Raw genomic sequence first — 19,753 nt, forward strand, 5'->3', positions numbered from 1 at the left:
AGGGCACGAGCCTGCTATGCGTCCCCTGCATCCGCCGTCTCCGGAACGGTCCGCCGCGGTGCGCCGGTGGTTCGGCGAGGAGGTACGGTCCGAGCGGCCGGACCTCGCGACGCTGTGCCTGCTGGTGGGCGCGGCGGCCGACGGGGCGCTGGACGAGGCCGGCATGGACGCGGCGCAGCTGGAGCTGGACCGGCTCGCGGGGCAGCTGCCGTACCGGCCGGGCGGGCCGCGGGACTGGGCGCGGGCCCTGTGCGAACTGCTCGGCGAGCGGTACGGCTTCCACGGCTCGGCGGCGGACTACCAGCGGCTGGAGTCGTCCCTGCTGCACGAGGTGCTGGTGCGGCGGCGCGGGCTGCCCATCCTGCTGTCGGTGGTGTGGATGGAGGTCGCGCGGCGGGCCGGAGCGCCGGTGTACGGGGTCGCGCTGCCCGGGCACTTCGTCGTCGGGTTCGGGGAGGCCGGGGAACAGGTGCTCGCGGACCCGTTCGACGGGGGCCGGGTGCTCACGGGGGCGGACGCCGAACTGCTGGTGGTCGGGGCGACGGGCGCGCCGCTGCACCCGTCGATGCTGGTGCCCGCCTCTCCCTCGGAGGTCGTGTCCCGGATCCTGAACAACATCCGGGCCTGGGCGGCCATACGGCCCGAGCGGTCGGACGTGGCGCTGTGGGCGGTGGAGCTGTCGCTGCTGCTGCCGTCGCATCCGGCGCGGCTGCGTTACGAGCGGGCGCAGTTGCTGGTGCAGCGCGGGGACTTCGTGGGCGGGGCCCGGGAGCTGGAGGCGTACGCCGACGTGGTGGGCGCGGTGGACGAGCCCGCGGCCGAGCAGGTGCGGGGGCAGGCGCGGGCCGCACGGGCCCTGCTGAACTGAAGCCGGGCCGAGGCCGCCGGGGGCGCTCGCGCGGCCGCCCGGCCCACCGGGCGAGCGCTGCTACAGCCAGCCCTTCTCCCGTGCGATGCGCACCGCCTCCGTCCTGTTGCGCACCGCGAGTTTCTGGATCGCGGTCGACAGGTAGTTGCGGACCGTGCCCTGGGACAGGTGGAGGACCGCGGCCAGCTCGGCGTTGGTGGAGCCGTCGGCCGCGGCGCGCAGGACCTCGCGCTCCCGGTCGGTCAGCGGGTTGGCGCCCTCGGCCAGCGCCGCCGCGGCCAGCGTGGGGTCGATGACCCGCTCGCCGCCGAGGACCTTCCGTACCGCCGCGGCGAGTTGTGCGGCCGGGGCGTCCTTGACCAGGAACGCGTCCGCGCCCGCCTCCATGGCGCTGCGCAGATAGCCGGGGCGGCCGAAGGTGGTGAGTACGACCAGTTTCACCGCGGGCAGATCCTTGTGGAGCCGGGCGGCCGCCTCGATGCCGGTGCAGCCGGGCATCTCGATGTCGAGCAGGGCCACGTCGACGCCGTGGGCGTGCGCCGCCGCCACGACCTCGTCCCCGCGCGCCACCTGGGCGACGACCTCGATGTCCTCCTCGAGGCCGAGCAGGGCGGCCAGTGCCTCGCGGACCATCGACTGGTCCTCGGCCAGGAGGACCTTGATCGTTCGGCTCATGCCGGGGATCCTACGTCCGCGGGGGAGGCGAGAGGCACCCGGGCGACGAGCCGGAAGCCCCGCCCGGCGCGCCCCGCCTCCAGCTGCCCGCCCGCCTTCCCCAGGCGCTCGGCCAGTCCCGTCAGACCGTTGCCGGGGCCCTTGCCCACGCTGCCGGAGCCGCCCGAGCCGTTGTCCTCGACGCACAGTTCCAGGAACGGCCCGTCCAGGGTCTGGCGGCGCACCAGGTCGACGGTGCACCGGGTCGCGCCGCTGTGCCGTACGACGTTGGTGATCGCCTCGCGCAGCGCCCAGGCGAGCGCGGACTCGCACTCCTCGGGGACGCCGTGCAGGTCGGGCTCGGCGGGCACGTCGGCGGCGACGTCGGCGGCGGTCAGCGCCACCTGGGCGCCCGCCAGTTCGGCGTGCAGGCGGGGGCGGCGGTAGCCGGTGACGGCCTCGCGGACGTCGACCAGGGCCTGGCGGCTGACCTGTTCGATGTCGGCGACCTGCTGGGCCGCCTTGTCGGGGTGGTCCGGCAGCATCCGGCCGGCCAGCTCGCTCTTCAGCGTGATCAGCGAGAGCGAGTGGCCGAGCAGGTCGTGCAGGTCGCGGGCGAGCCGCAGCCGCTCCTCGTTGGCGGCGAGCTGGGCCACGGTGGCGCGGGCCTTGCGCAGGTCGATCGTGGTGCGTACGAGTTGCCGTACGCCGGTCATCGCGAAGCCGACGAGCATCACCAGCAGGAACAGGGTCCACTCGCCCTCGGCGCCCGTGTGCCGGGCGACGAGCAGCATCACGGCCGTGGTCAGCGGGATAGTCCAGTAGGCGATCCGCAGCGGGTTCGTCGCGCCGCAGGCCACGGAGACGTACACGAACAGGCCGATCCACGGTGAGCCGAGGGTCAGGCACAGCACGACGGAGAGCGCGCCGAGCACGGCGACGAGCCAGCCGACGACCGCCCCGGAGAACGGCCGGCCCATGTTCCGGTAGACCAGCGTCAGATAGGTCCCGGTGAAGGCCGCGAGGCCCGCCCAGCCGGCCGCGGTGGCGGCGGCCGTGTGGGCGCCCGAGACCAGATCGTGCACCGGCGAGCTGAGGAAGATCAGCCAGGGCAGGATCCACACCAGTTTGCGCAGCGCCTCGCCCCCGTTCCGGGGCGGTTCCCCCATGCGCATCAGCCGGTCCGTGCGGGCTTCGCCGGGCCGCAGGTCTTCCGTCATGGCGCTCACGCCTTCAGCGTGTCCTTCCGGTACAGCCAGGCCGCGCCGCCCGCGAACAGGGCGAAGAAGACGACGAGGATGGCGATGTCCTTCGCGTGCGGGGCCTGGCTCTCCTCGATCGCCCGCCCCAGTGCAGCGTACGCGTGCGTGGGAAGCCACTCGGCGATGTCCTGAAGCCACCGCGGGAAGGTGGTCGAGGGCATCCACAGACCGCCGAGCATGGACAGACCGAAGTAGATGATCATGGTGATCGGGCGGACCGCGTCCCCGGTGGCGAGGTACCCGATGGCGACGCCGAGCGCGGCGAAGACCAGGCTGCCGGCCCAGATCGCGCCGGTGAGGGCGAGCCACTGCCAGGCCTCCAGGCGGACCTGCTTGACGGCGGCGGCGACCACGAAGACGACGACGATGGACGGCAGGCTGACCACGGCGGCGCCGGCGGTCTTGGCGAGGACGTAGCCGCGCCCGGGCAGGGGGGTGAGGCGCAGCTGCCGTACCCAGCCGCTCTCACGCTCCTTGGCGATGCGCTCGCTGTTGCCCATGAGCACGGCGGTGAGCGCGCCGAAGGAGGCCATGGAGACCATCATGTACGTCGGGACGGTCAGGCCGGTGCCGTCGACCTTGGTGACGCCGTCCGCCTTGCCCGCGATGATCAGGAAGAGGATCGAGGGGTAGAGCACCGAGAAGAACAGGAACTTGCGGTTGCGCAGGGCGCGGGCGAGCTCCAGCCGGATCAGACTGTTCACGACTGCCTGGCCTCCTCGGCCTCGGTGATGGCGACGAAGGCCTGCTCGAGCCCGAGCCCGGCGACTTCGAGGTTGCGGGGGTAGAGGCCGAGCCCGTACAGGGCGTGCACGGTCGCGTCGGCGTCGGAGGACTGAATGCGGACGGTCTGGCCGCTCACGGTCATCGAGGTCAGGAAGGGCAGACCGCGCAGGGCGGCCTCGTCGATGGGGCCCTGAAGGTCGAAGGAGACGCGTCGCGCCCCCGCCGTCGCCTTGATCTCGGCGGCGGTGCCGTCGGCCAGCAGCCGTCCCCGGTGCAGCACCAGCACCCGGTCGGCGATGGCGTCGGCCTCCTCCAGGTAGTGCGTGGCGAACAGGACCGCGCGGCCCTGGTCGGCCTGTTCGCGCATGGTGGCCCAGAAGGCCTGGCGGGCGGAGACGTCCATGCCGGTGGTCGGCTCGTCCAGCACGATGAGGTCGCTGTCACCGGCGGTGGCCAGGGCGAAGCGGACGCGCTGGGCCTGCCCACCGGAGAGCTTGTTCACCTTGCGGTCGGCGACCTGGGAGATGCCGGCCCGGGCCAGCACGTCGGCGGTCTTGTACCGCCTGGGGTGCAGGTCGCAGGCGAGCCGCACCAGTTCCGCGACGGTGACGTCCTCCATCAGCCCGCCGCTCTGCAGCATGGCGCCCACGCGCCCGGCGACGATCGCCTCGCGCGGGCTGGTGCCGAAGACGCTGACGGTGCCGCTGTCGGGCTGCCGGAGGCCGAGCAGCAGGTCGAGGGTGGTCGACTTGCCGGCGCCGTTCGGGCCGAGCAGGGCCACGGTCTCGCCCGGACGCAGGGCGAGGGTCAGCCCGTCCACGGCCCGTACGTCCCCGTAACTCTTGGTCACCTGGTCGAACCCCACCACCGTGGTGGTGCCGGCTCGCTCCGCTGTCGTCGTCATGGCCGCCATGCTGGCCGACGGGTGGGGGCGCCGGGCAGTGTCGGCGGTCCTGACTACCGCATGACAGATGTCATGGCGCCGCGCGGCGGCCCGCCGGCCGCCGGCTCAGCTCAGCGGAGCACCTGGGCCGCCTTCCGCAGAGCGCTCTGCCACCGCTGCCGAACGTCTTCGAGGTCCTGCTTGTTGGCCTCGATGATCTTGTTCTGGTAGGTGGTCTCGACGGACTGCCAGACCATCACGTAGCCCACCTGCTGCTTGCACTTCACATCGGCCACCGCGGTGGCGATCTCGGCGGCACGGGTCTTCTTCAGGGCGGCGGAGTCTCCCTCGCCCTCGGTCCACCAGGCCGGGTCGCCGGCGGCGGCATGGGGATCCGCGTAGGTGTGGCCGGCCTTCTTCATACAGGCACTCCACTTGGCGTTCACGGCCTTGGCCCGGCTGTCCGCCTCCGTACGCTTCCATCCTTGCTGCTGCGCCAGGTCGACGGCGTTCAACGCCTCCAGCCGGAGCAGGCCGAGCTGCTTCAGGGCCTCGCCGCGGCAGCCGCCCGTGAGGCTCGTTCCGGTCGTCGCCCCGTCACGGCCGGTGTAGGCCTTGGTGAGCGCATCCGTCATGAGGGCCTTGCGCTTCTTCTCCCGCCGCGTCTCCTCGGCCAGCTGCTCGGCGGTCACGCCGGCCGGCGGAGCCAGGTGATAGCCGTACACGCGCACGGTGCCGGGGTCGGTGACCCCGTAGCGCCGCTCATTGGCCGAACGCGCCACGCCCAGCCGCTTCGGACGAGCGGGCCAGGTATATCCCTTCGCCTTCATGCACGTACCGGCCAGTTCGTCGACGGCCTGGTCGAGAACGGCTCGCTGCTCCGCGCTGACGCCATAGGAATCAAGGGGAAGGACCGGCGCCGGAACACCGGCAACGGTCTTCGTGACCGGAGAGGAAGAGATCTCGGGTTCGCTCCCCGTCCGGCCACCCGATTGGCATGCCGACAGCACCACGACGGAAAGGACGGCAACGCCGACGGCCACTGAGCTCTTCCGCATCAATTCAGACGCTTTCTTCGCTGGAGAAGCTCCGAACGGGATGCGCCCCGAGAAAGGGGCACATCGTCGCGTTCAGTTCGGGCAGGCGGAGTTCGAGCCGAAGCAGTGCGAACTCGCCGTGTTGTCGTTGGGTACCTGATTGATCTGTTCACCCGGGGGAATAGCGGTGAGGTTACCGGTGTAACCGGAGTACTGGTAGAAGTACACCAAGGTGTCAGGGTCCATGTTCTTCACCGAGGACATGGTGTTGTCGATGAGGGTGCTGGTGCCGTAGTACGTGCTGCCGTTGTAGTTGGGCTTGCTGTAGAGCGTGTCGTACAGGCCGCCGCTGTAGTTCGCGAGTCTGTAGATGCACACTTCGCCACCACCCGAGGACTCACACACACCGTTGTAACTGCCGGCGAAGGCGGTGCCGCTGAATCCCAGAACCAGCGCCGCGCTCGCCAGTCCCACGAGGGCTTTCTTCCTTGCGCTCATCCACTCACCAATCCTGTCCTCATACCCACTGAAGTCGGCAGGGCGCTGGAATGAGCGCACAACGAATCCCCGACCCCATGGGGTGAACTTGGTTCGGCCCATGCGCCGGAGTGATCCTAGGGGGTCACACAAGTACAGGAGGGATCAATTTCGGTCATTCGCAAGCAGCATCCGGATGCCCTCCGAACGTCAGAGGGCGCCCCGGCCATGGACCGGGACGCCCCCTCGAACTGCTCGCCGCTAGCTCGGGTTGGTCTCGATCACACCGACCCGGTCCGCCGCCGTCTTGCCGAGCAGGGCCTTGTGCATAGCACCGATGACGTCCTCGGGCGTCACGGGGGTCTTCTTGCCGTTGCCCCGGGTGATCAGCACGCTGTCGTAGGCGCCGCCGTACAGCTCCTTCAGCGCGGCCTTGTCGTAGTACTCGACCAGCTTGTTGCCGACCGGCTTGACGGCGAGGAACCTCCACAGGGAGTTCTGGGGGCTGAACTTGACCTCCACCCCGCCCGCCTCGATCGCGACAATGCCCGACATCGCCGGCTCCGCGAACTCCTTCATCATCCGGTCGACCTCGGCGTTGGAGACCGTCGGCTGCTTGGTGACCGTGGGCAGCTGGGCCGGCGTGGCCGTGCCCGTCTCCACCTGCGTGCGGTACGCCTGCTGGACCAGCCGGGTCGAGCCGCCGACGTCGATGCCCTTGCCCGGCTTGCCGTACACGGCGACGGCCTTGCCGGACTGGAACTTGATGCCGCCCTCGGTCATCGACCCGTCGCCGCCCGAGACGCTCTGCAGGGCGACCTGGAGCTTCTCCTCGTCGACCGGCATCCGCGGCTCGATCACCCGGTGGTTGCCGAACAGCGAGCCGATCACCGACATGGGGTTGTAGTCGCTCGTCGCGGCCGAGCTGGCTGTGGCCTGGGTGTCCAACTGGAGCCCGGCCTGGTCGGGCTTGAGGGTGACGGTCCTGCCCTCGACCGACAGCTTCAGCGGCTGGTTCACCCGGCCGCCGAAGGCGTCGTCGAGCTTCTTGACCGCGTCGTCACGGGTGCCGCCGCCGATGTCGACGCCGAGCACGGTGGTGCCCTTGGGCACGTCGGAGTGGTTCATCAGCAGCCCGGCGCCGTAGGTGGCACCGGCGACGACGATCACGGCGCCGCAGAGCAGGACGAGCTTGTTGCGGCCCTTCTTCTTGGCCTTGGGCGCGGCGGGGGCCGCGGCGGCGCTCTGCGGGGCCGGCTCGGACAGTCCCGGCGGCATGTGCGCCTGCGGCCCGCTCCAGTCGGCCTCCGGCCCGAACGGCGAGCCGGAACCGGGCTGGATCACGGGCATGCCGCTGGTGACGGTGTTCCCGGAGACGTTGTCCGGCCGGGCGCCGTAACCGGGGGTGCCCGGCTCCGGAACCTGCTGCTGCGGGGTGAGGACCGCGGTGTCGTCGCTCAGACCGCCGCCGGAGCGCGCCGTGTGCGCGCCGTGTGCACCGGCCGGGTGTCCCGCGCCCGCGGCGGGACCCGCGGGTGCGCCGACCCCGGGCGGCCGCAGCGGTCCGTCGCCGGTGACGGGGCCACCCGTCGGGCCCGTGGGGCCCTGCGGGCCGCCCGGCACACCGGGGGCGCCCGGACCACCCAGGCCGCCGGTGCCGCTCGGGCCGCCCCGGCCGTCGTGCCCGTTGTCGGAGAAGTACGCAAGGTCCTCGCGGCGCGGCTCGTCGCCGGGGCGGGGGCCGCCGGAGAGCGGGCCCGCGGCCAGCGCCTCGGTGACGTCGAAGGACCCGGTGCCGCCGCCGTGGCCGGGGGCGACGGGACCGCCGGTGACCCCGGGCAGCCCGGCGCCGTTGGTGGAGCCGGGGCGGGAGCCGTTGGCCGAGCCGGGCACGTTCATGGAGCCGACCACGCCGCCGGGGCGGGCCCCGCCGGAGGAGCCCGGAACGGAGGAGCCGGCGCCCGAGGGCCCGGGGACGGAGGTTCCCGGACCGGAGGCGCCGGGGCCCGAACCGTTCGCCGCGGGTGCGCCCGAACCGCCCGGCAGTCCCGCGCCGTTGGTGGAGCCGCCGCCCTGACCGCCTTTGTTCGCCTGGGGCTTGCGGGGCGCGAACCAGTCGCTGGTCACCTTCTCCTCGGCCGGTGCCGCGGGTTCGGCGGTCGGCTCGACGGCGGCCTCGGGCGCCGGGGCGGGCGACTGCTGGGCCTCGCCGCCGGTGTCCTGGGCGCTGTTCTCGGATCCCTCCGAGGAGACGGGCGTACGCACGACGACCGGCGGGATCGGCCGGGATCCGGGGATGTTGATCCGGATCCGGGTCGTCAGCGTGGTCTCCGTCTTGCGTTCCTCGGGCTGCGTGGCCGAACGGCCCGCGTCCGCACGGTCGTCGGAGACCGCCGGGATTCCGTACGGCGGGGTCCCCGAGGGGTAGGCGGCTCCGCCGCGCCCGTTGGGCCCGGACGACGGAGTGTCAGTTTCACGACTCAAGGCAGGTTCTCCCGATTGGCTCCGCCGCACGTTACGACCTCAGTGCGGGCGGCTCGGCGGCGCGCGCACCACCATACTGGCCACTCCGGGCCCTTATCCCAGGACCGCTGGGTAAACCCCCACCGGACACGCACCGGTCCCACGGGAAGAAGTGGTACGTCACTTGCCAAGTCGGGCGTCGCGGTCGTGCCGTTGCCGCCCCGGCGCAAGGGTGGCGCAGATCACAGCAACGGCCATGCCGCCGAGCAGGAAGAGATAGGAGCCGCTCGCGGCCGCGAAGAAGAAGTCGCCTTCGGGGCGGCCGGCGGTGAGCACGAACACGGTGACCACCCAGCCGGCCGCGCCCGCCACGGCCCCGCCCCGGCTGCGCGCGGCCCGGGCCCCGCCCAGGAACAGCCCGGCGGCGCCCGCGAGCGCGAGCAGCAGCCCGCCGGGGAACCAGGCGGCCTGCACCAGGGCGCCCGCGACCGCGACCACCGCGCCGAGCAGGAAGAGCCCGAGATACGCGGCGGCCCGCCCGGCGGAGGGCGGCTTGAGGGGCTGCGCGAGCATCGGGCCCCCTCCCTCTGAACTCATGACGCCTCCTTCTCGGCCGCGGCGAACAGATCGATCCCGGCGAACAGGTCGATCTCCCGCTCCCCCTTCCCGGCTCCGGGTTCCCCGCGCACCAGCTCGTAGAACTCGGTGGTGAAGACCGGCTGGGCGAGCTGGTTGGACAGGGCGAAGTACGGCTCGGCCATCTCGATCTGGGTGGCGTGCGCGGCCATCGCGGCGGTCTTGGCGGCGGCGTACGCGCCGCCGTCGACCGCCGTGGTGACGCGCTCGTCGCCCACGACTCCGGGAACGTCGCCGATCGTCGCCGGCTCGTCGAACGGCAGCCCCGGCAGGTCGTCCTTCAGCCGTGCGAAGGCGGCCTCGGCGACCGGACGCGGGACGCGGTTCCAGTACACCTTGGCGATCCGCCAGGGCTCGCCGAGGTCGGGGCGTACGGCGGGGTCGGCGGCCAGGTCCGCGGCGCGCATCGCGATCCGGTGGGCCTGGATGTGGTCGGGGTGGCCGTAGCCGCCGTTGTCGTCGTAGGTGACGAGGACCTGCGGGCGCACCTCCCGGATCACGGCGACGAGGTGTTCGGCAGCGCTGTCGAGGCCGGCCTGCCACAGGCAGTCCGGGTCGTCGTTGTCGGCGAGCCCCATCATCCCGGAGTCCCGGTACCGCCCGGCCCCGCCGAGCAGCCGGAAGTCCTCGACTCCGAGCTCCCGCATGGCCGCGGCCAGCTCCTGCCTCCGGTAGGCCCCGAGCCCGGCCGACCCCTCCAGGTGCCGCAGCTCCTCCGGGATGACCTCGCCCAGCTCCCCGAGCGTGCAGGTCACCAGCGTCACCAGGGCGCCCTCGGCCGCGTACCGCGCCATGGTCGCGCCGTTGTTGATCGACTCGTCGTCGGGATGCGCGTGCACCAGCATCAGCCGCCGAGCGGCCCGTTCCGTCATGGGGCCAACCCTACGAGGGGCCGGTGAGCCGCCCGGCTGCGGCGTCGGCGATCACCGGTGGCACCGTGATCCATTAGGCATGTGCACGCCGTACGTTGGCACCATGTCGACCCAGCCGCAATACAGTTCTCCCGTCCCGTCGGCCTCCGCGGTACCCGTGCCTCCCCGTCGCCCTGCCGGCATCCTGGTCGCCGTGCTGGTGATCGGCCTCTTGGCCGGCGGAGGCGCCGTGGGCGCGGCATGGGGTCTCAGCGGTGACAGCCGGACCAGTGCGTCTGCCCCGGCAGACGACGCACGCGATGCGTGCCGCGCCCTCGATCGACTGGATGAAGCAAAGCTCGAGACCAATGGGTCGGAGTTCGACGTGTCGATGTACCGGCTCGCGGGCGCCAGTGACCTTTCGGCATCGGCAGCCGCGGGCGACCGTCAGTACAAGCCACTCGCGGAAGCCGTCATGCAAGTGATGTTGGGCTATGAGCGGATCCATGACATCGACAAGGAGGGCAAGCAGTCCCTCCAAAAGGCAAGGGGCATCTGCGCCGGCCTCTGACAGCAGCGGGCCGCTGGAACGGGCTGATACGCCGGCTCTGGCTGTGGCCACGCGTGGCGTGAGCGCGATCAGCCTGACTGTTCACCGCCGACGGTATCGGTCCGAGTGCTCACGCATCGGCTGCCGCTGTGCTCTCGTCCTGGTAGCGCGGCAGCCCGTCCGTCGAGATCGTCCAGTCGCCGATGGTGACGTCCTCGCCGTAGACGAAGTCCTTGCGGGTCGCATAGCGCGGACCGTCCGGAGTGGAGTGGATGTCGGTGAAGACCGCGCCTTCGCCGGTGCGCGGATCGAAGACGGCGTAGACGGGGATGCCGAGCAGCGGATAGTCCCGCACTTTGCCCACCCAGTCGTTGCCGGGGTTCGAACGGGAGACGATCTCGATGGCGGCGACGAGCGTTCGAGGATCGATGGACCCTTCGGTGTCCATGTCCTCTTCGGCGATCACCATCACGTCCGGGCGCCGCATGACGCCTTCGGGCTCGTTCTCCACGTCGGGCTCGCCGGTATGGGCGACGATCTCTTCGGGCATCACCCTTTCCAGGCGCTTCCGGAGCCGCAGTGCGGTCAGCTCGTGGCGGCCGCTGGGCGACATCATGTCGTGGACGATCCCTTCCTTGGTGATCTCGAATTTGCCCGGCAGTGTGTCGTCCGCGGACTGAACGAAGTCGCGCATGGCCCGGTACAGGTGGGAGCCGCACTGCTTCGCGTGGTCCGGTACGACGGCCATGGCGCTCGCTCCTCGTCGTCTGTGCCCAGGGGCAAGGATCGTCACGTTCATGCTAGGCGTCCTCCTGGAGATCGGTTCGGCAGTCGCGGCAGCGGCCGGGTTCGGGGGCGCGGAAGGCACGGTCGCAACCCGCGCAGGTCTGGAGCGGATGCCGCACGGGCGGAGGGGCGGCCGAGGCGCGGAACGGGAGTGGCGGCGGGAGCTGGGCGGCGAGGCGGTGGGCCAGAACGGCAGCGGGCCGCCGCAGTCCCTCGGGTGGGAGATCGGCGGTCAGGGCATGGCGTACGGCGGCGGGGCCCACCTCACGTTCCAGCCAGACGGCAACTCTCGGGGCCAGGTGGGCCGTGTCGCAGGCGGAGAGGAGGAGGCGGGGATCATGGCGGCGGAGGTCCGCGAGGAGGTCGGTGGCCGCCTGGAGCAGCGCGGGAGCGGGATACGCGGGGCGCCCGCTTCTCGCGCGGCCTGCCCGTCTCGCACGTCGTCTGCTTCTCGCCGCCGTTCTCGCGTTCCTCACGGCTCCCGCGGTTTTCGGGCTGCGTCGGGGCCGTCGCCGGTCGGGCGGGTCGGTCGGGAGCGGGGTCGCGTGCGTCCGCGTGGTGGTGGCGGGCCGCGGCCGGCTGGTTGCAGGAGATCGTCCGGGTGACGATACGGCCGCGGGGCACGCGTTCGCGGACGCGGCACAGGTAACCGTGGGCCTCCAGCTCGCGCAGGGCGGCGGCGATACAGGTAGCCCCCTCGAGGAAGCGCACCGTGAGGGTCTTGATGTCGACGCGGGCGCCCTTCTGCAGCGACTGGAGGTGCACACCGAGGCCGATGGCGAGCAGCGACAACTCGCGGGGCCAGGTGGTTGCCGATCACCGTGAAGCGGGTGGTGTGGCGGGTGTTGTCGTGGACCAGGCCGCCTGTGTGGTTGCCTCGGTTCGGGTGCTTATCGCCCGCAATACGGGACTGGGCGAGCGGGGGCACGCTAGGGTTCTGGGTACCCATCGGGAAGGTCCTGTCTTCCTCGGTGGTCAGGCCCTCGCACTGGGATTGCCGTCCCGGCGGGGGCCGTCGCATGTCTGCGGTTGTTGTGCTTGCGTTGGGCTGAGCGTAGAGCCGTCAGGGGCTGCCAAATCCAGCCGAGCCGGGGATGTTCACCCTCCCGAGTGAGCGCGGGCCACGGGTGGGAGGGGTGAGGCTTGGTGCGGGTTCTTTCTCCTCGTTCCTTTACTTTCAGCCGTCGGCGTCACCGGAACCCGTGGGCGCGGGTTCCGGTGGCGACAGGCGCAGTTCGGCCCAGATGGTCTTGCGCGGGAAACGCTCCTCGGCCACGCCCCAGCGGTCGGCGAGGGCGTCGCCATCGCCCCCAGCACGGTTCACGTCCGCGACTCGAAGTACATCGAGGGCCCCCGGCTCGCGATGACGCCGGAGTCCTGGACCCGCTTCGTGTCGTACGCCTCCAAGGACTGACAGGGCGGAGCACGCAGCCGGTGACCATTCCCGGACAACTCTGAAGAAATGCCACACTTTCAGGGAATTGGCGGCACTGCGTCCGATTGGTGATCCTTTTCATGCCCGGTACGCACTCCGAAAGGGATGACATGCGCAAGTTCCTGACCGTCGGGGCCGTGGTGGCCGCGACCGCTGCCGCCGCCCTGCTGCCCGCCGGTCCGGCGGCCCCCTCCTCGGCCCCGGCATCGGCCGCGGCGGTCTGCGCGATCGACCACTTCTGCCTCTACGAGTTCTCCAACGGCACCGGCCGCCGCGGCAGCTACGTGAAGGGGACGGACGACGTGAAGCGGCAGAACCTGCCCTCGGCCCGCTCGGCATGGAACCGCACCAACGAGTACTGGTGCGTGTGGAGCAAGGACGACTACATGGGCACCAGGGTGATCATCCAGCCCAACGAGGGGCTCAAGGACCTCCGTGGCGACTTCCGCTCCGCCCTGCCGGCGAGCGCCATCCACTGCTGAGGCGGACACCCGCCTGTGGTGGGGCAGGTGCCGCCCCACCACCGAGGGCACAGCCCACGGGGACTAGAACTTGAAGTTGCCGATCATCCCCGCGATGTTCGTGGTGAGTTCGCTGATCGTGGGGGCGACCGTGGAGGACGCCAGGTAGAAGCCCAGGAGCATGCACACGACCGCATGGCCGGCCTTGAGGCCCGACTTCTTGATCAGCAAGAAGACGATGATCGCCAGCAGCACCACCGCCGAAATCGAGAGTGCCACGGCGGTTCACCTCCAAAGATCCCAGGACGCGGGGGGTGTCGGGGGTATCGGGGGTCGTCGGACTATGAGGGGCAGATAAATCCACACAGCGGGCAGCAGGTTCATACCCACTATGCGCTAACGATCATAACTATCCGCACGCGCGCATCGGTCGGCGCACGGCCGCACAAGGGGGCGCATGGCCAATATGGTCATGGCATGACGACCGAGCCTGTCTCCTTCCCCCGACGGCACGCGCGCACCCAGCGGTTCACGCTCGGCGCGCCGCGCGCGTTCACCGTGGCTCCCGACGCCTCCCGCGTGGTGTTCCTGCGCTCCGGATCCGGTACCGACCGGGCCAACTCCCTTTGGGTGCTCGACCTTGGCGACGGCGCGGAGCGCATGGCCGCCGACCCGCGCACCCTCCTCGGCGGCGCCTCCGAGCACCTCTCGGCCGAGGAACGGGCCCGCCGCGAACGCAGCCGCGAGGGCGGCGCGGGCATCGTCGGCTACGCCACCGACACCGCCGCGGAGTTGGCGTCTTTCGCCTTGTCAGGGCGGCTTTTCACGGCCGAGTTGCAAGCGGGTACGGCACGCGAACTTCCCGCCCCCGGACCGGTGATCGACCCCCGTCCGTCCCCCGACGGACGGCACGTCGCCTACGTCACCGACGGGACCCTGCGGGTGGTGGGTGCCGAGGGCGACGGCGACCGGGCGCTCGCCGAACCGGAGTCCGAGGGCGTCGCCTACGGCCTCGCGGAGTTCATCGCGGCCGAGGAGATGCACCGTTCCCGCGGCTTCTGGTGGGCGCCGGAGTCGGACCGGCTGCTCGTGGCGCGTGTGGACGACACGCCGGTGCGGCGGTGGTGGATCTCCGATCCGGCGCATCCCGGGCGGGAGCCGAGCCGCGTCCCCTACCCGGCCGCCGGCACCCCCAACGCGGACGTACAGTTGTTCGTGTTCGGCCTGGACGGGACCCGCACGGAGGTCCTCTGGGACCGGTCCCGTTACCCGTATCTGGCTCATGTGCACTGGTCAGCGGCAGGGGCGCCACTGCTTCTCGTACAGGCGCGCGACCAGCGCAGCCAGCTGTACCTGGCGGTGGACCCGGAGTCCGGCGCGACCCGTATGGTGCACGCGGACGAAGATCCAGATTGGCTGGATCTTTTCCCCGGAGTGCCGTGCTGGTCTCCCTCCGGGCAGCTCGTGCGACTCGCCGACGAGGGCGGAGCGCGGGTGCTGGCGGTCGGTGAACGACCGCTCACGGGAGCGCAGTTGCACGTGCGGGCCGTGCTGGACGTGTCGGACGACGACGTGCTGGTCTCCGCCTCGGCGGGCGAGGAGGCGGCCGAGCCGGAGACCGGTGAGGTGCACGTCTACCGCGTCAACGAGCTGGGCGTGGAGCGCGTGAGCCAGGAGCCCGGTGTGCACACGGCGGTGCGCGCCGGGGGCGTGGCCGTCCTCGTCTCCGCCACGCTCGACCGGCCGGGCGCCCGGGTGCGGGTGGTGCGCGAGGGCCGGACGGTGGCCACCATCCGCTCCCACGCGGAAGATCCTGGTTTGTCCCCGCGCGTGACCCTCACCCAGGGGGGCGCACGCAGAATCCCGTGCGCCGTGCTTATGCCTACGGACTACCCCCGTGACACTGCCGCCTCCGCCCCCCTGCCCGTCCTCCTCGACCCCTACGGCGGCCCGCACGGCTCCCGCGTGGCGGCCGCGCACAACGCGCACCTCACCTCCCAGTGGTTCGCCGACCAGGGCTTCGCGGTGGTCGTCGCCGACGGCCGCGGCACCCCGGGCCGCTCCCCCGCCTGGGAGAAGGCCGTCCACCACGACTTCACAGTCACCCTCGACGACCAGATCGAGGCCTTGCGGGACCTTGCCAAGACGTATCCGCTCGACCTCAACCGGGTGGCGATCCGCGGCTGGTCCTACGGCGGCTACCTGGCCGCCCTGGCCGTGCTGCGCCGCCCGGACGTCTTCCACGCGGGCATCGCGGGCGCCCCGGTCACCGACTGGCGCCTGTACGACACCCACTACACCGAGCGGTATCTGGGCGACCCGGAGCAGGCTCCCGGGGTGTACGCCCACAGCTCCCTGGTCACCGACGACGGGCTGTCCTCGCCCGCCGAGCCGCACCGGCCGCTGATGATCGTGCACGGTCTGGCCGACGACAACGTGGTGGTCGCCCATGCCCTGCGACTGTCCTCCGCCCTGCTCGCCGACGGGCGCCCGCACGAGGTGCTGCCGCTGTCCGGGGTCACCCACATGACTCCGCAGGAGCAGGTCGCCGAGAACCTGCTGCTGCTCCAGGTGGACTTCCTCAAGCGTTCCCTCGGGCTCGGCTGAGCGCCGGCGGGACAGCGCACGCGGGCCTGGGGCCGGGGGCACGCGACACGCCTCCCCGGCCCCGTCCCGGGCCGTGAGGGGCGTCCGCGCGCCGAAGCGGTCACGGTGCCCTGGTGCCGCTGCCCTGTCCCCCGGTGTCCCGCTCCTCCGGCGGCACCACCTGGAGCTCCGCCGCGTAGTGGCACGCCGAGGGGTGCACCGCCGGCCCGGTGTCGTGCCGGAACTCCGCGGGCACCGCCAGCTCCGGCACCTCCAGCGTGCAGCGCTCCCGCGCCTTCCAGCAGCGGGTGCGGAAGCGGCAGCCGGAGGGGATGTTCGTCGGGGACGGCACGTCTCCCGAGAGGATGATCCTCTCCCGGCGTTCCCGTGCCCCGGGGTCCGGCACGGGAACGGCGGACAGCAGCGCCTGGGTGTAGGGGTGCGTCGGATGGTCGTAGATCTGCTCGTCGGTGCCGATCTCGACGATCCGCCCGAGGTACATGACCCCCACCCGGTCGGAGATGTGCCGCACGATCGACAGGTCGTGCGCGATGAAGACGTAGGACAGGTCGAACTCGTCCTGAAGCCGCTCCATCAGGTTGATCACCTGGGCCTGCACCGAGACGTCGAGCGCGGAGACCGGCTCGTCGGCGACGATGATCTCGGGACGCAGGGCCAGTCCCCGCGCGATGCCGATGCGCTGGCGCTGGCCGCCGGAGAACTGGTGCGGATAGCGGTTGATGTACTCCGGATTGAGGCCGACCACGTCCAGCAGCTCCCGCACCCTGCGGCGCCGGTCGCCCTTGGGGGCCGCCTCGGGGTGGATCTCGTACGGCTCGCCGATGATGTCGCCCACCGTCATACGGGGGTTGAGCGAGGTGTACGGGTCCTGGAACACCATCTGGATGTTGCGGCGCACCGCCTTCAGCGCCCGGCCGGACAGCCGGGTGATGTCCTCGCCCCGGTAGCGGATCTCGCCCGCGGTGGGCCGCTCCAGGTTGCACAGCATCTTCGCGACCGTGGACTTGCCGCAGCCGGACTCGCCCACGATGCCGAGCGTTTCGCCCCGGGCCAGGGTGAAGTCGACGCCGTCGACCGCCTTGACCGACCCGATCTGCTTCCTGAACAGGACGCCCCGGGTGAGCGGGTAGTGCTTGACGAGCCCGCTGACCTCCAGGATCGGCTCGGCCGTCCGCTCAGCCGTCTGCTCTGCCATCCAGGCACTCCCTCCAGAAGTGGCAGGCGCTCGCGCGGCTTTCGGAGACCTCGTACAGGGGCGGTACGTCCGTGCGGCACACGTCCCGGGCCATGGGGCAGCGCGGGTGGAAGGCGCAACCGGGCGGGATCGCCTGGAGGTTGGGCGGCAGGCCCTTGATGGCGTAGAGCTCCCGGCCCTTGTGCCCCAGGCGCGGGATCGAATCCAGCAGGCCCTTGGTGTACGGGTGGGCGGGCGCCTTGTAGATGTCGTGCACCGGCGCGGACTCCACGATCCGGCCCGCGTACATCACCGCGATCCGGTCGGCGACGTCGGCGACCACGCCCAGGTCGTGGGTGATGAGGACGAGCCCCATGCGGTACTCGCGCCGCAGTTCGGCGAGCAGGTCCATCACCTGGGCCTGGACGGTGACGTCGAGGGCGGTGGTCGGCTCGTCGGCGATGATGAGCGCCGGCTCCAGGGCCAGCGCCATGGCGATCATGATGCGCTGGCGCATGCCGCCGGAGAACTGGTGCGGGTAGTCGCGGACGCGCTGCCGTGCGGCCGGGATGCGCACCCGGTCCATCAGCTCCACGGCCCTGGCGCGCGCGTCCTTGCGGGACATGCCCCGGTGCACGACGAACATCTCACCGAGCTGGTCGCCGACGGTCAGTACCGGGTTCAGCGCGGACAGCGCGTCCTGGAAGATCATCGCCATCTCGGCGCCCCGGATCCGCCGCCGTTCGTCCTCCTTCAGCTGCAGCAGGTCCCTGCCGCGGAAGAGGATCCGCCCGCCGCTGATCCGGCCGGGCGGCACGTCGAGAATGCCCATGACCGCCTGCGCGGTCACGGACTTGCCGGAGCCGGACTCCCCGAGGACGGCGAGCGTCTCCCCGGAGTCCACCTCGTAACCGACTCCGTTGACGGCGTGGACGACCCCGTCCCGGGTCCGGAACTCCACGTGCAGATCACGGACTTCGAGCAGCATGGCGCCGTCACCTCAGCTTCGGGTCGAGGGCGTCGCGCACCGCGTCGCCGAGCATGATGAACGCCAGGACCGTGATCGCCAGCGCCCCGGCGGGCCACAGCAGCGCGTGCGGGGCGTTGCGGACGTACGGGGAGGCGGCGGAGATGTCGATGCCCCAGGAGACGCTGGGCGGCTTCAGCCCGACACCGAGGTAGGACAGGGTGGCCTCCAGCGCGATGTACGTGCCGAGCGCGATGGTGGCGACGACGATCACCGGGGCGACGGCGTTGGGCGCGATGTGCCGCAGCAGGATGCGGGAGTTGGAGGCGCCCAGGGCGCGGGCGGCCTGGACGTAGTCGAGCTGTTTGGCGGTGATGACGGAACCGCGCGCGATCCGGGCGATCTGCGGCCAGCCGAGCAGCACGATGAACCCGACGACCGGCCAGACGGTGTTGCTCGGCACGACGGACAGCAGGACGAGACCGCCGAGGACGACGGGGATGGCGAAGAAGATGTCGGTGGTCCGGGACAGCACGGCGTCTCCGGCACCGCCGAAGAATCCGGCGATCCCGCCCAGCACCGAGCCGAAGAGCGCCACCCCGAGCGTGGCGCACACGCCGACCGTGACGGACGCGCGGGTGCCGTGGACGGTGCGCGTGTAGACGTCGCAGCCCTGGCCGTCGAAGCCGAAGGGATGGCCGGGCGCGGGGCCGTCCTGGGCTCTGGCCAGGTCGCAGGTGAGCGGGTTGCCCGAGGCGATCAGGGACGGCCGGATCGCGATGACGACCAGGAAGCAGATCACCAGCGCGGAGAGGATGAAGACGAGGTTGCGGCGCAGGTCGCGCCAGGCGTCGGACCACAGGGAGCGGGGCTTGCCCTCCGGCCCGCCCGGCGCCCGCTCCAGCGTCGTCGCCTCGCTCGCCGCGAGGTCCATCGCGCCGCCCATGCCGGTTCCGGCGATGACGCGCTCGGGCTCCTGCGACTGCTCAGGCATAGCGGATCCTCGGGTCGAGTACGGCGTACAGCAGGTCCACGAGCAGGTTGGCGACCAGGAAGACCAGGACGAGGACCGTCACGAAGCCGACGACGGTCTGGGTGTTCTGCCGCAGGATGCCCTGGTAGAGCTGGTAGCCGACGCCGTGGATGTTGAAGATGCGCTCGGTGACGATGGCGCCGCCCATCAGCGCGCCGATGTCGGTGCCGATGAAGGTGACCACGGGGATCAGGGAGTTGCGCAGCAGGTGCCGGACGACGACCCGGCGCCGGGGCAGTCCCTTGGCGACGGCCGTGCGCACATAGTCCGAGCGCCGGTTCTCGGCGATGGAGGTACGGGTCAGCCGGGTCACGTAGGCGAGGGAGACGGAGGCGAGGACCAGGCCGGGCACGATCAGCTCGCCGAAGGCCGCCGCCGGGGACACCGAGGGTCTGATCCAGCCCCACTGGACGCCGAACAGCAGTTGCAGCAGCAGACCGGTGACGAAGGTGGGGACGGAGATGACGACGAGGGTGAGGACCAGGACCGAGGTGTCCACGGGACGGCCCCGGCGCAGTCCGGTCAGCACGCCCAGGGTGATGCCGACGACGATCTCGAAGAGGATCGCGACGACGGTCAGCCGGATGGTGACGGGGAACGCCGACGCCATCAGCTGTGTGACGGGCTGCCCGTTGAACGCGGTGCCGAAGTCGCCGGTGAAGACGTTGCCCATGTAGGTCGCGTACTGCTGCCACAGCGGCTTGTCGAGGCCGAACTCCCGTCTGAGCTGGGCGGCCGTCGCGGTGTCGCAGGCGCGCTCGCCGCACAGTCCGGCGATGGGGTCGCCCATCACGTTCACCATCACGAAGATCAGCAGGGTGGCCCCGAAGAACACCGGGATCATCTGGAGCAGCCGCCTGGCGACATACCGTCCCATGCCGGA

The 19,753-nt window shown here is 71.4% G+C and carries 21 protein-coding genes and 1 pseudogene; 5 read left to right on the top strand and 17 right to left on the bottom strand.

Annotated features, from left to right (window positions below; translation table 11 throughout):
- Nucleotides 1-16: 16 nt before the first annotated feature.
- A complete protein-coding gene (locus TNCT6_RS09990) occupies nucleotides 17-868 on the top strand; it encodes a transglutaminase-like domain-containing protein (RefSeq protein ID WP_141358697.1) in 852 nt (283 codons plus the stop codon).
- 60 nt (nucleotides 869-928) lie between these two features.
- Here the strand turns inward: TNCT6_RS09990 and TNCT6_RS09995 are convergent, their stop codons facing one another.
- From TNCT6_RS09995 to mshB, 9 genes are all read right to left on the bottom strand, one after another.
- Nucleotides 929-1,543: a DNA-binding response regulator gene (locus tag TNCT6_RS09995; RefSeq protein WP_141358699.1), complete on the bottom strand. Its 615-nt coding sequence runs from the start codon at nucleotides 1,541-1,543 to the stop codon at nucleotides 929-931.
- Nucleotides 1,540-2,742 (bottom strand): sensor histidine kinase, encoded by a 1,203-nt coding sequence (locus TNCT6_RS10000; protein WP_141366282.1) that lies wholly within the window; start codon nucleotides 2,740-2,742, stop codon nucleotides 1,540-1,542. The genes TNCT6_RS09995 and TNCT6_RS10000 overlap by 4 nt, the downstream gene beginning before the upstream one ends.
- A gap of 5 nt (nucleotides 2,743-2,747) precedes the next feature.
- Nucleotides 2,748-3,488, bottom strand: coding sequence for an ABC transporter permease (locus TNCT6_RS10005; RefSeq protein WP_141358700.1), 741 nt, complete (start codon nucleotides 3,486-3,488; stop codon nucleotides 2,748-2,750).
- Complete coding sequence (locus tag TNCT6_RS10010; protein ID WP_172632854.1) at nucleotides 3,485-4,414, bottom strand: ABC transporter ATP-binding protein; 930 nt, start codon at nucleotides 4,412-4,414, stop codon at nucleotides 3,485-3,487. The genes TNCT6_RS10005 and TNCT6_RS10010 overlap by 4 nt, the downstream gene beginning before the upstream one ends.
- Before the next feature lie 110 nt (nucleotides 4,415-4,524).
- A complete protein-coding gene (locus TNCT6_RS10015) occupies nucleotides 4,525-5,223 on the bottom strand; it encodes a hypothetical protein (RefSeq protein ID WP_141358705.1) in 699 nt (232 codons plus the stop codon).
- 300 nt (nucleotides 5,224-5,523) lie between these two features.
- Nucleotides 5,524-5,928: a peptidase inhibitor family I36 protein gene (locus TNCT6_RS10020; RefSeq protein WP_172632855.1), complete on the bottom strand. Its 405-nt coding sequence runs from the start codon at nucleotides 5,926-5,928 to the stop codon at nucleotides 5,524-5,526.
- A gap of 240 nt (nucleotides 5,929-6,168) precedes the next feature.
- Nucleotides 6,169-8,391: a hypothetical protein gene (locus TNCT6_RS10025; RefSeq protein ID WP_172632856.1), complete on the bottom strand. Its 2,223-nt coding sequence runs from the start codon at nucleotides 8,389-8,391 to the stop codon at nucleotides 6,169-6,171.
- 159 nt (nucleotides 8,392-8,550) lie between these two features.
- Complete coding sequence (locus TNCT6_RS10035; protein ID WP_141358711.1) at nucleotides 8,551-8,967, bottom strand: DUF6113 family protein; 417 nt, start codon at nucleotides 8,965-8,967, stop codon at nucleotides 8,551-8,553.
- Nucleotides 8,964-9,878, bottom strand: coding sequence for an N-acetyl-1-D-myo-inositol-2-amino-2-deoxy-alpha-D-glucopyranoside deacetylase (mshB, locus tag TNCT6_RS10040; RefSeq protein WP_141358713.1), 915 nt, complete (start codon nucleotides 9,876-9,878; stop codon nucleotides 8,964-8,966). Before mshB ends, TNCT6_RS10035 begins: the two co-directional genes overlap by 4 nt.
- A 103-nt stretch (nucleotides 9,879-9,981) precedes the next feature.
- On the opposite strand from mshB, the gene TNCT6_RS10045 reads away from it, so the two are divergent.
- Complete coding sequence (locus TNCT6_RS10045; protein ID WP_141358715.1) at nucleotides 9,982-10,428, top strand: hypothetical protein; 447 nt, start codon at nucleotides 9,982-9,984, stop codon at nucleotides 10,426-10,428.
- A gap of 109 nt (nucleotides 10,429-10,537) precedes the next feature.
- On the opposite strand, the gene TNCT6_RS10050 is transcribed toward TNCT6_RS10045, so the two are convergent.
- From TNCT6_RS10050 to TNCT6_RS10060, 3 genes and pseudogenes are all read right to left on the bottom strand, one after another.
- Nucleotides 10,538-11,155, bottom strand: coding sequence for a Uma2 family endonuclease (locus tag TNCT6_RS10050; RefSeq protein WP_141358717.1), 618 nt, complete (start codon nucleotides 11,153-11,155; stop codon nucleotides 10,538-10,540).
- Nucleotides 11,156-11,207: 52 nt separating this feature from the next.
- A pseudogene (locus TNCT6_RS10055) lies at nucleotides 11,208-12,142 on the bottom strand (helix-turn-helix domain-containing protein).
- A gap of 228 nt (nucleotides 12,143-12,370) precedes the next feature.
- Nucleotides 12,371-12,517: a hypothetical protein gene (locus TNCT6_RS10060; RefSeq protein WP_373996163.1), complete on the bottom strand. Its 147-nt coding sequence runs from the start codon at nucleotides 12,515-12,517 to the stop codon at nucleotides 12,371-12,373.
- Here TNCT6_RS10060 and TNCT6_RS10065 point away from each other — a divergent pair.
- Both TNCT6_RS10065 and TNCT6_RS10070 read left to right on the top strand, forming a co-directional pair.
- The gene (locus TNCT6_RS10065; protein ID WP_141366287.1) at nucleotides 12,497-12,607 is read left to right on the top strand and encodes a DUF397 domain-containing protein; all 111 of its coding nucleotides are present in this window, start codon (nucleotides 12,497-12,499) and stop codon (nucleotides 12,605-12,607) included. The two genes, TNCT6_RS10060 and TNCT6_RS10065, sit on opposite strands and share 21 nt — an antisense overlap.
- A 131-nt stretch (nucleotides 12,608-12,738) precedes the next feature.
- The gene (locus TNCT6_RS10070; RefSeq protein WP_172632857.1) at nucleotides 12,739-13,110 is read left to right on the top strand and encodes a peptidase inhibitor family I36 protein; all 372 of its coding nucleotides are present in this window, start codon (nucleotides 12,739-12,741) and stop codon (nucleotides 13,108-13,110) included.
- Between the two features lie 63 nt (nucleotides 13,111-13,173).
- On the opposite strand, the gene TNCT6_RS10075 is transcribed toward TNCT6_RS10070, so the two are convergent.
- Nucleotides 13,174-13,368, bottom strand: a complete 195-nt coding sequence (locus tag TNCT6_RS10075) for a hypothetical protein (protein ID WP_030419064.1) — start codon at nucleotides 13,366-13,368, stop codon at nucleotides 13,174-13,176.
- A gap of 198 nt (nucleotides 13,369-13,566) precedes the next feature.
- Here TNCT6_RS10075 and TNCT6_RS10080 point away from each other — a divergent pair, with 198 nt between their 5' ends.
- Nucleotides 13,567-15,696 carry a S9 family peptidase gene (locus TNCT6_RS10080; protein ID WP_141358721.1) on the top strand — a complete coding sequence of 710 codons (2,130 nt, stop codon included), beginning with the start codon at nucleotides 13,567-13,569 and terminating at the stop codon, nucleotides 15,694-15,696.
- Nucleotides 15,697-15,796: 100 nt separating this feature from the next.
- Here the strand turns inward: TNCT6_RS10080 and TNCT6_RS10085 are convergent, their stop codons facing one another.
- Genes TNCT6_RS10085 through TNCT6_RS10100 form a run of 4 tightly spaced genes read right to left on the bottom strand, consistent with a single transcriptional unit; the run spans nucleotide 15,797 to nucleotide 19,747 of the window.
- The gene (locus TNCT6_RS10085; RefSeq protein ID WP_141358723.1) at nucleotides 15,797-16,891 is read right to left on the bottom strand and encodes an ABC transporter ATP-binding protein; all 1,095 of its coding nucleotides are present in this window, start codon (nucleotides 16,889-16,891) and stop codon (nucleotides 15,797-15,799) included.
- Nucleotides 16,872-17,858 (bottom strand): ABC transporter ATP-binding protein, encoded by a 987-nt coding sequence (locus TNCT6_RS10090; RefSeq protein ID WP_141358725.1) that lies wholly within the window; start codon nucleotides 17,856-17,858, stop codon nucleotides 16,872-16,874. Before TNCT6_RS10090 ends, TNCT6_RS10085 begins: the two co-directional genes overlap by 20 nt.
- Before the next feature lie 7 nt (nucleotides 17,859-17,865).
- Nucleotides 17,866-18,831 carry an ABC transporter permease gene (locus TNCT6_RS10095; protein WP_141358727.1) on the bottom strand — a complete coding sequence of 322 codons (966 nt, stop codon included), beginning with the start codon at nucleotides 18,829-18,831 and terminating at the stop codon, nucleotides 17,866-17,868.
- Nucleotides 18,824-19,747: an ABC transporter permease gene (locus TNCT6_RS10100; protein ID WP_141358729.1), complete on the bottom strand. Its 924-nt coding sequence runs from the start codon at nucleotides 19,745-19,747 to the stop codon at nucleotides 18,824-18,826. Before TNCT6_RS10100 ends, TNCT6_RS10095 begins: the two co-directional genes overlap by 8 nt.
- Nucleotides 19,748-19,753: the final 6 nt, after the last annotated feature.

Source organism: Streptomyces sp. 6-11-2 (assembly GCF_006540305.1).
In the GTDB taxonomy this organism is placed as follows: domain Bacteria; phylum Actinomycetota; class Actinomycetes; order Streptomycetales; family Streptomycetaceae; genus Streptomyces.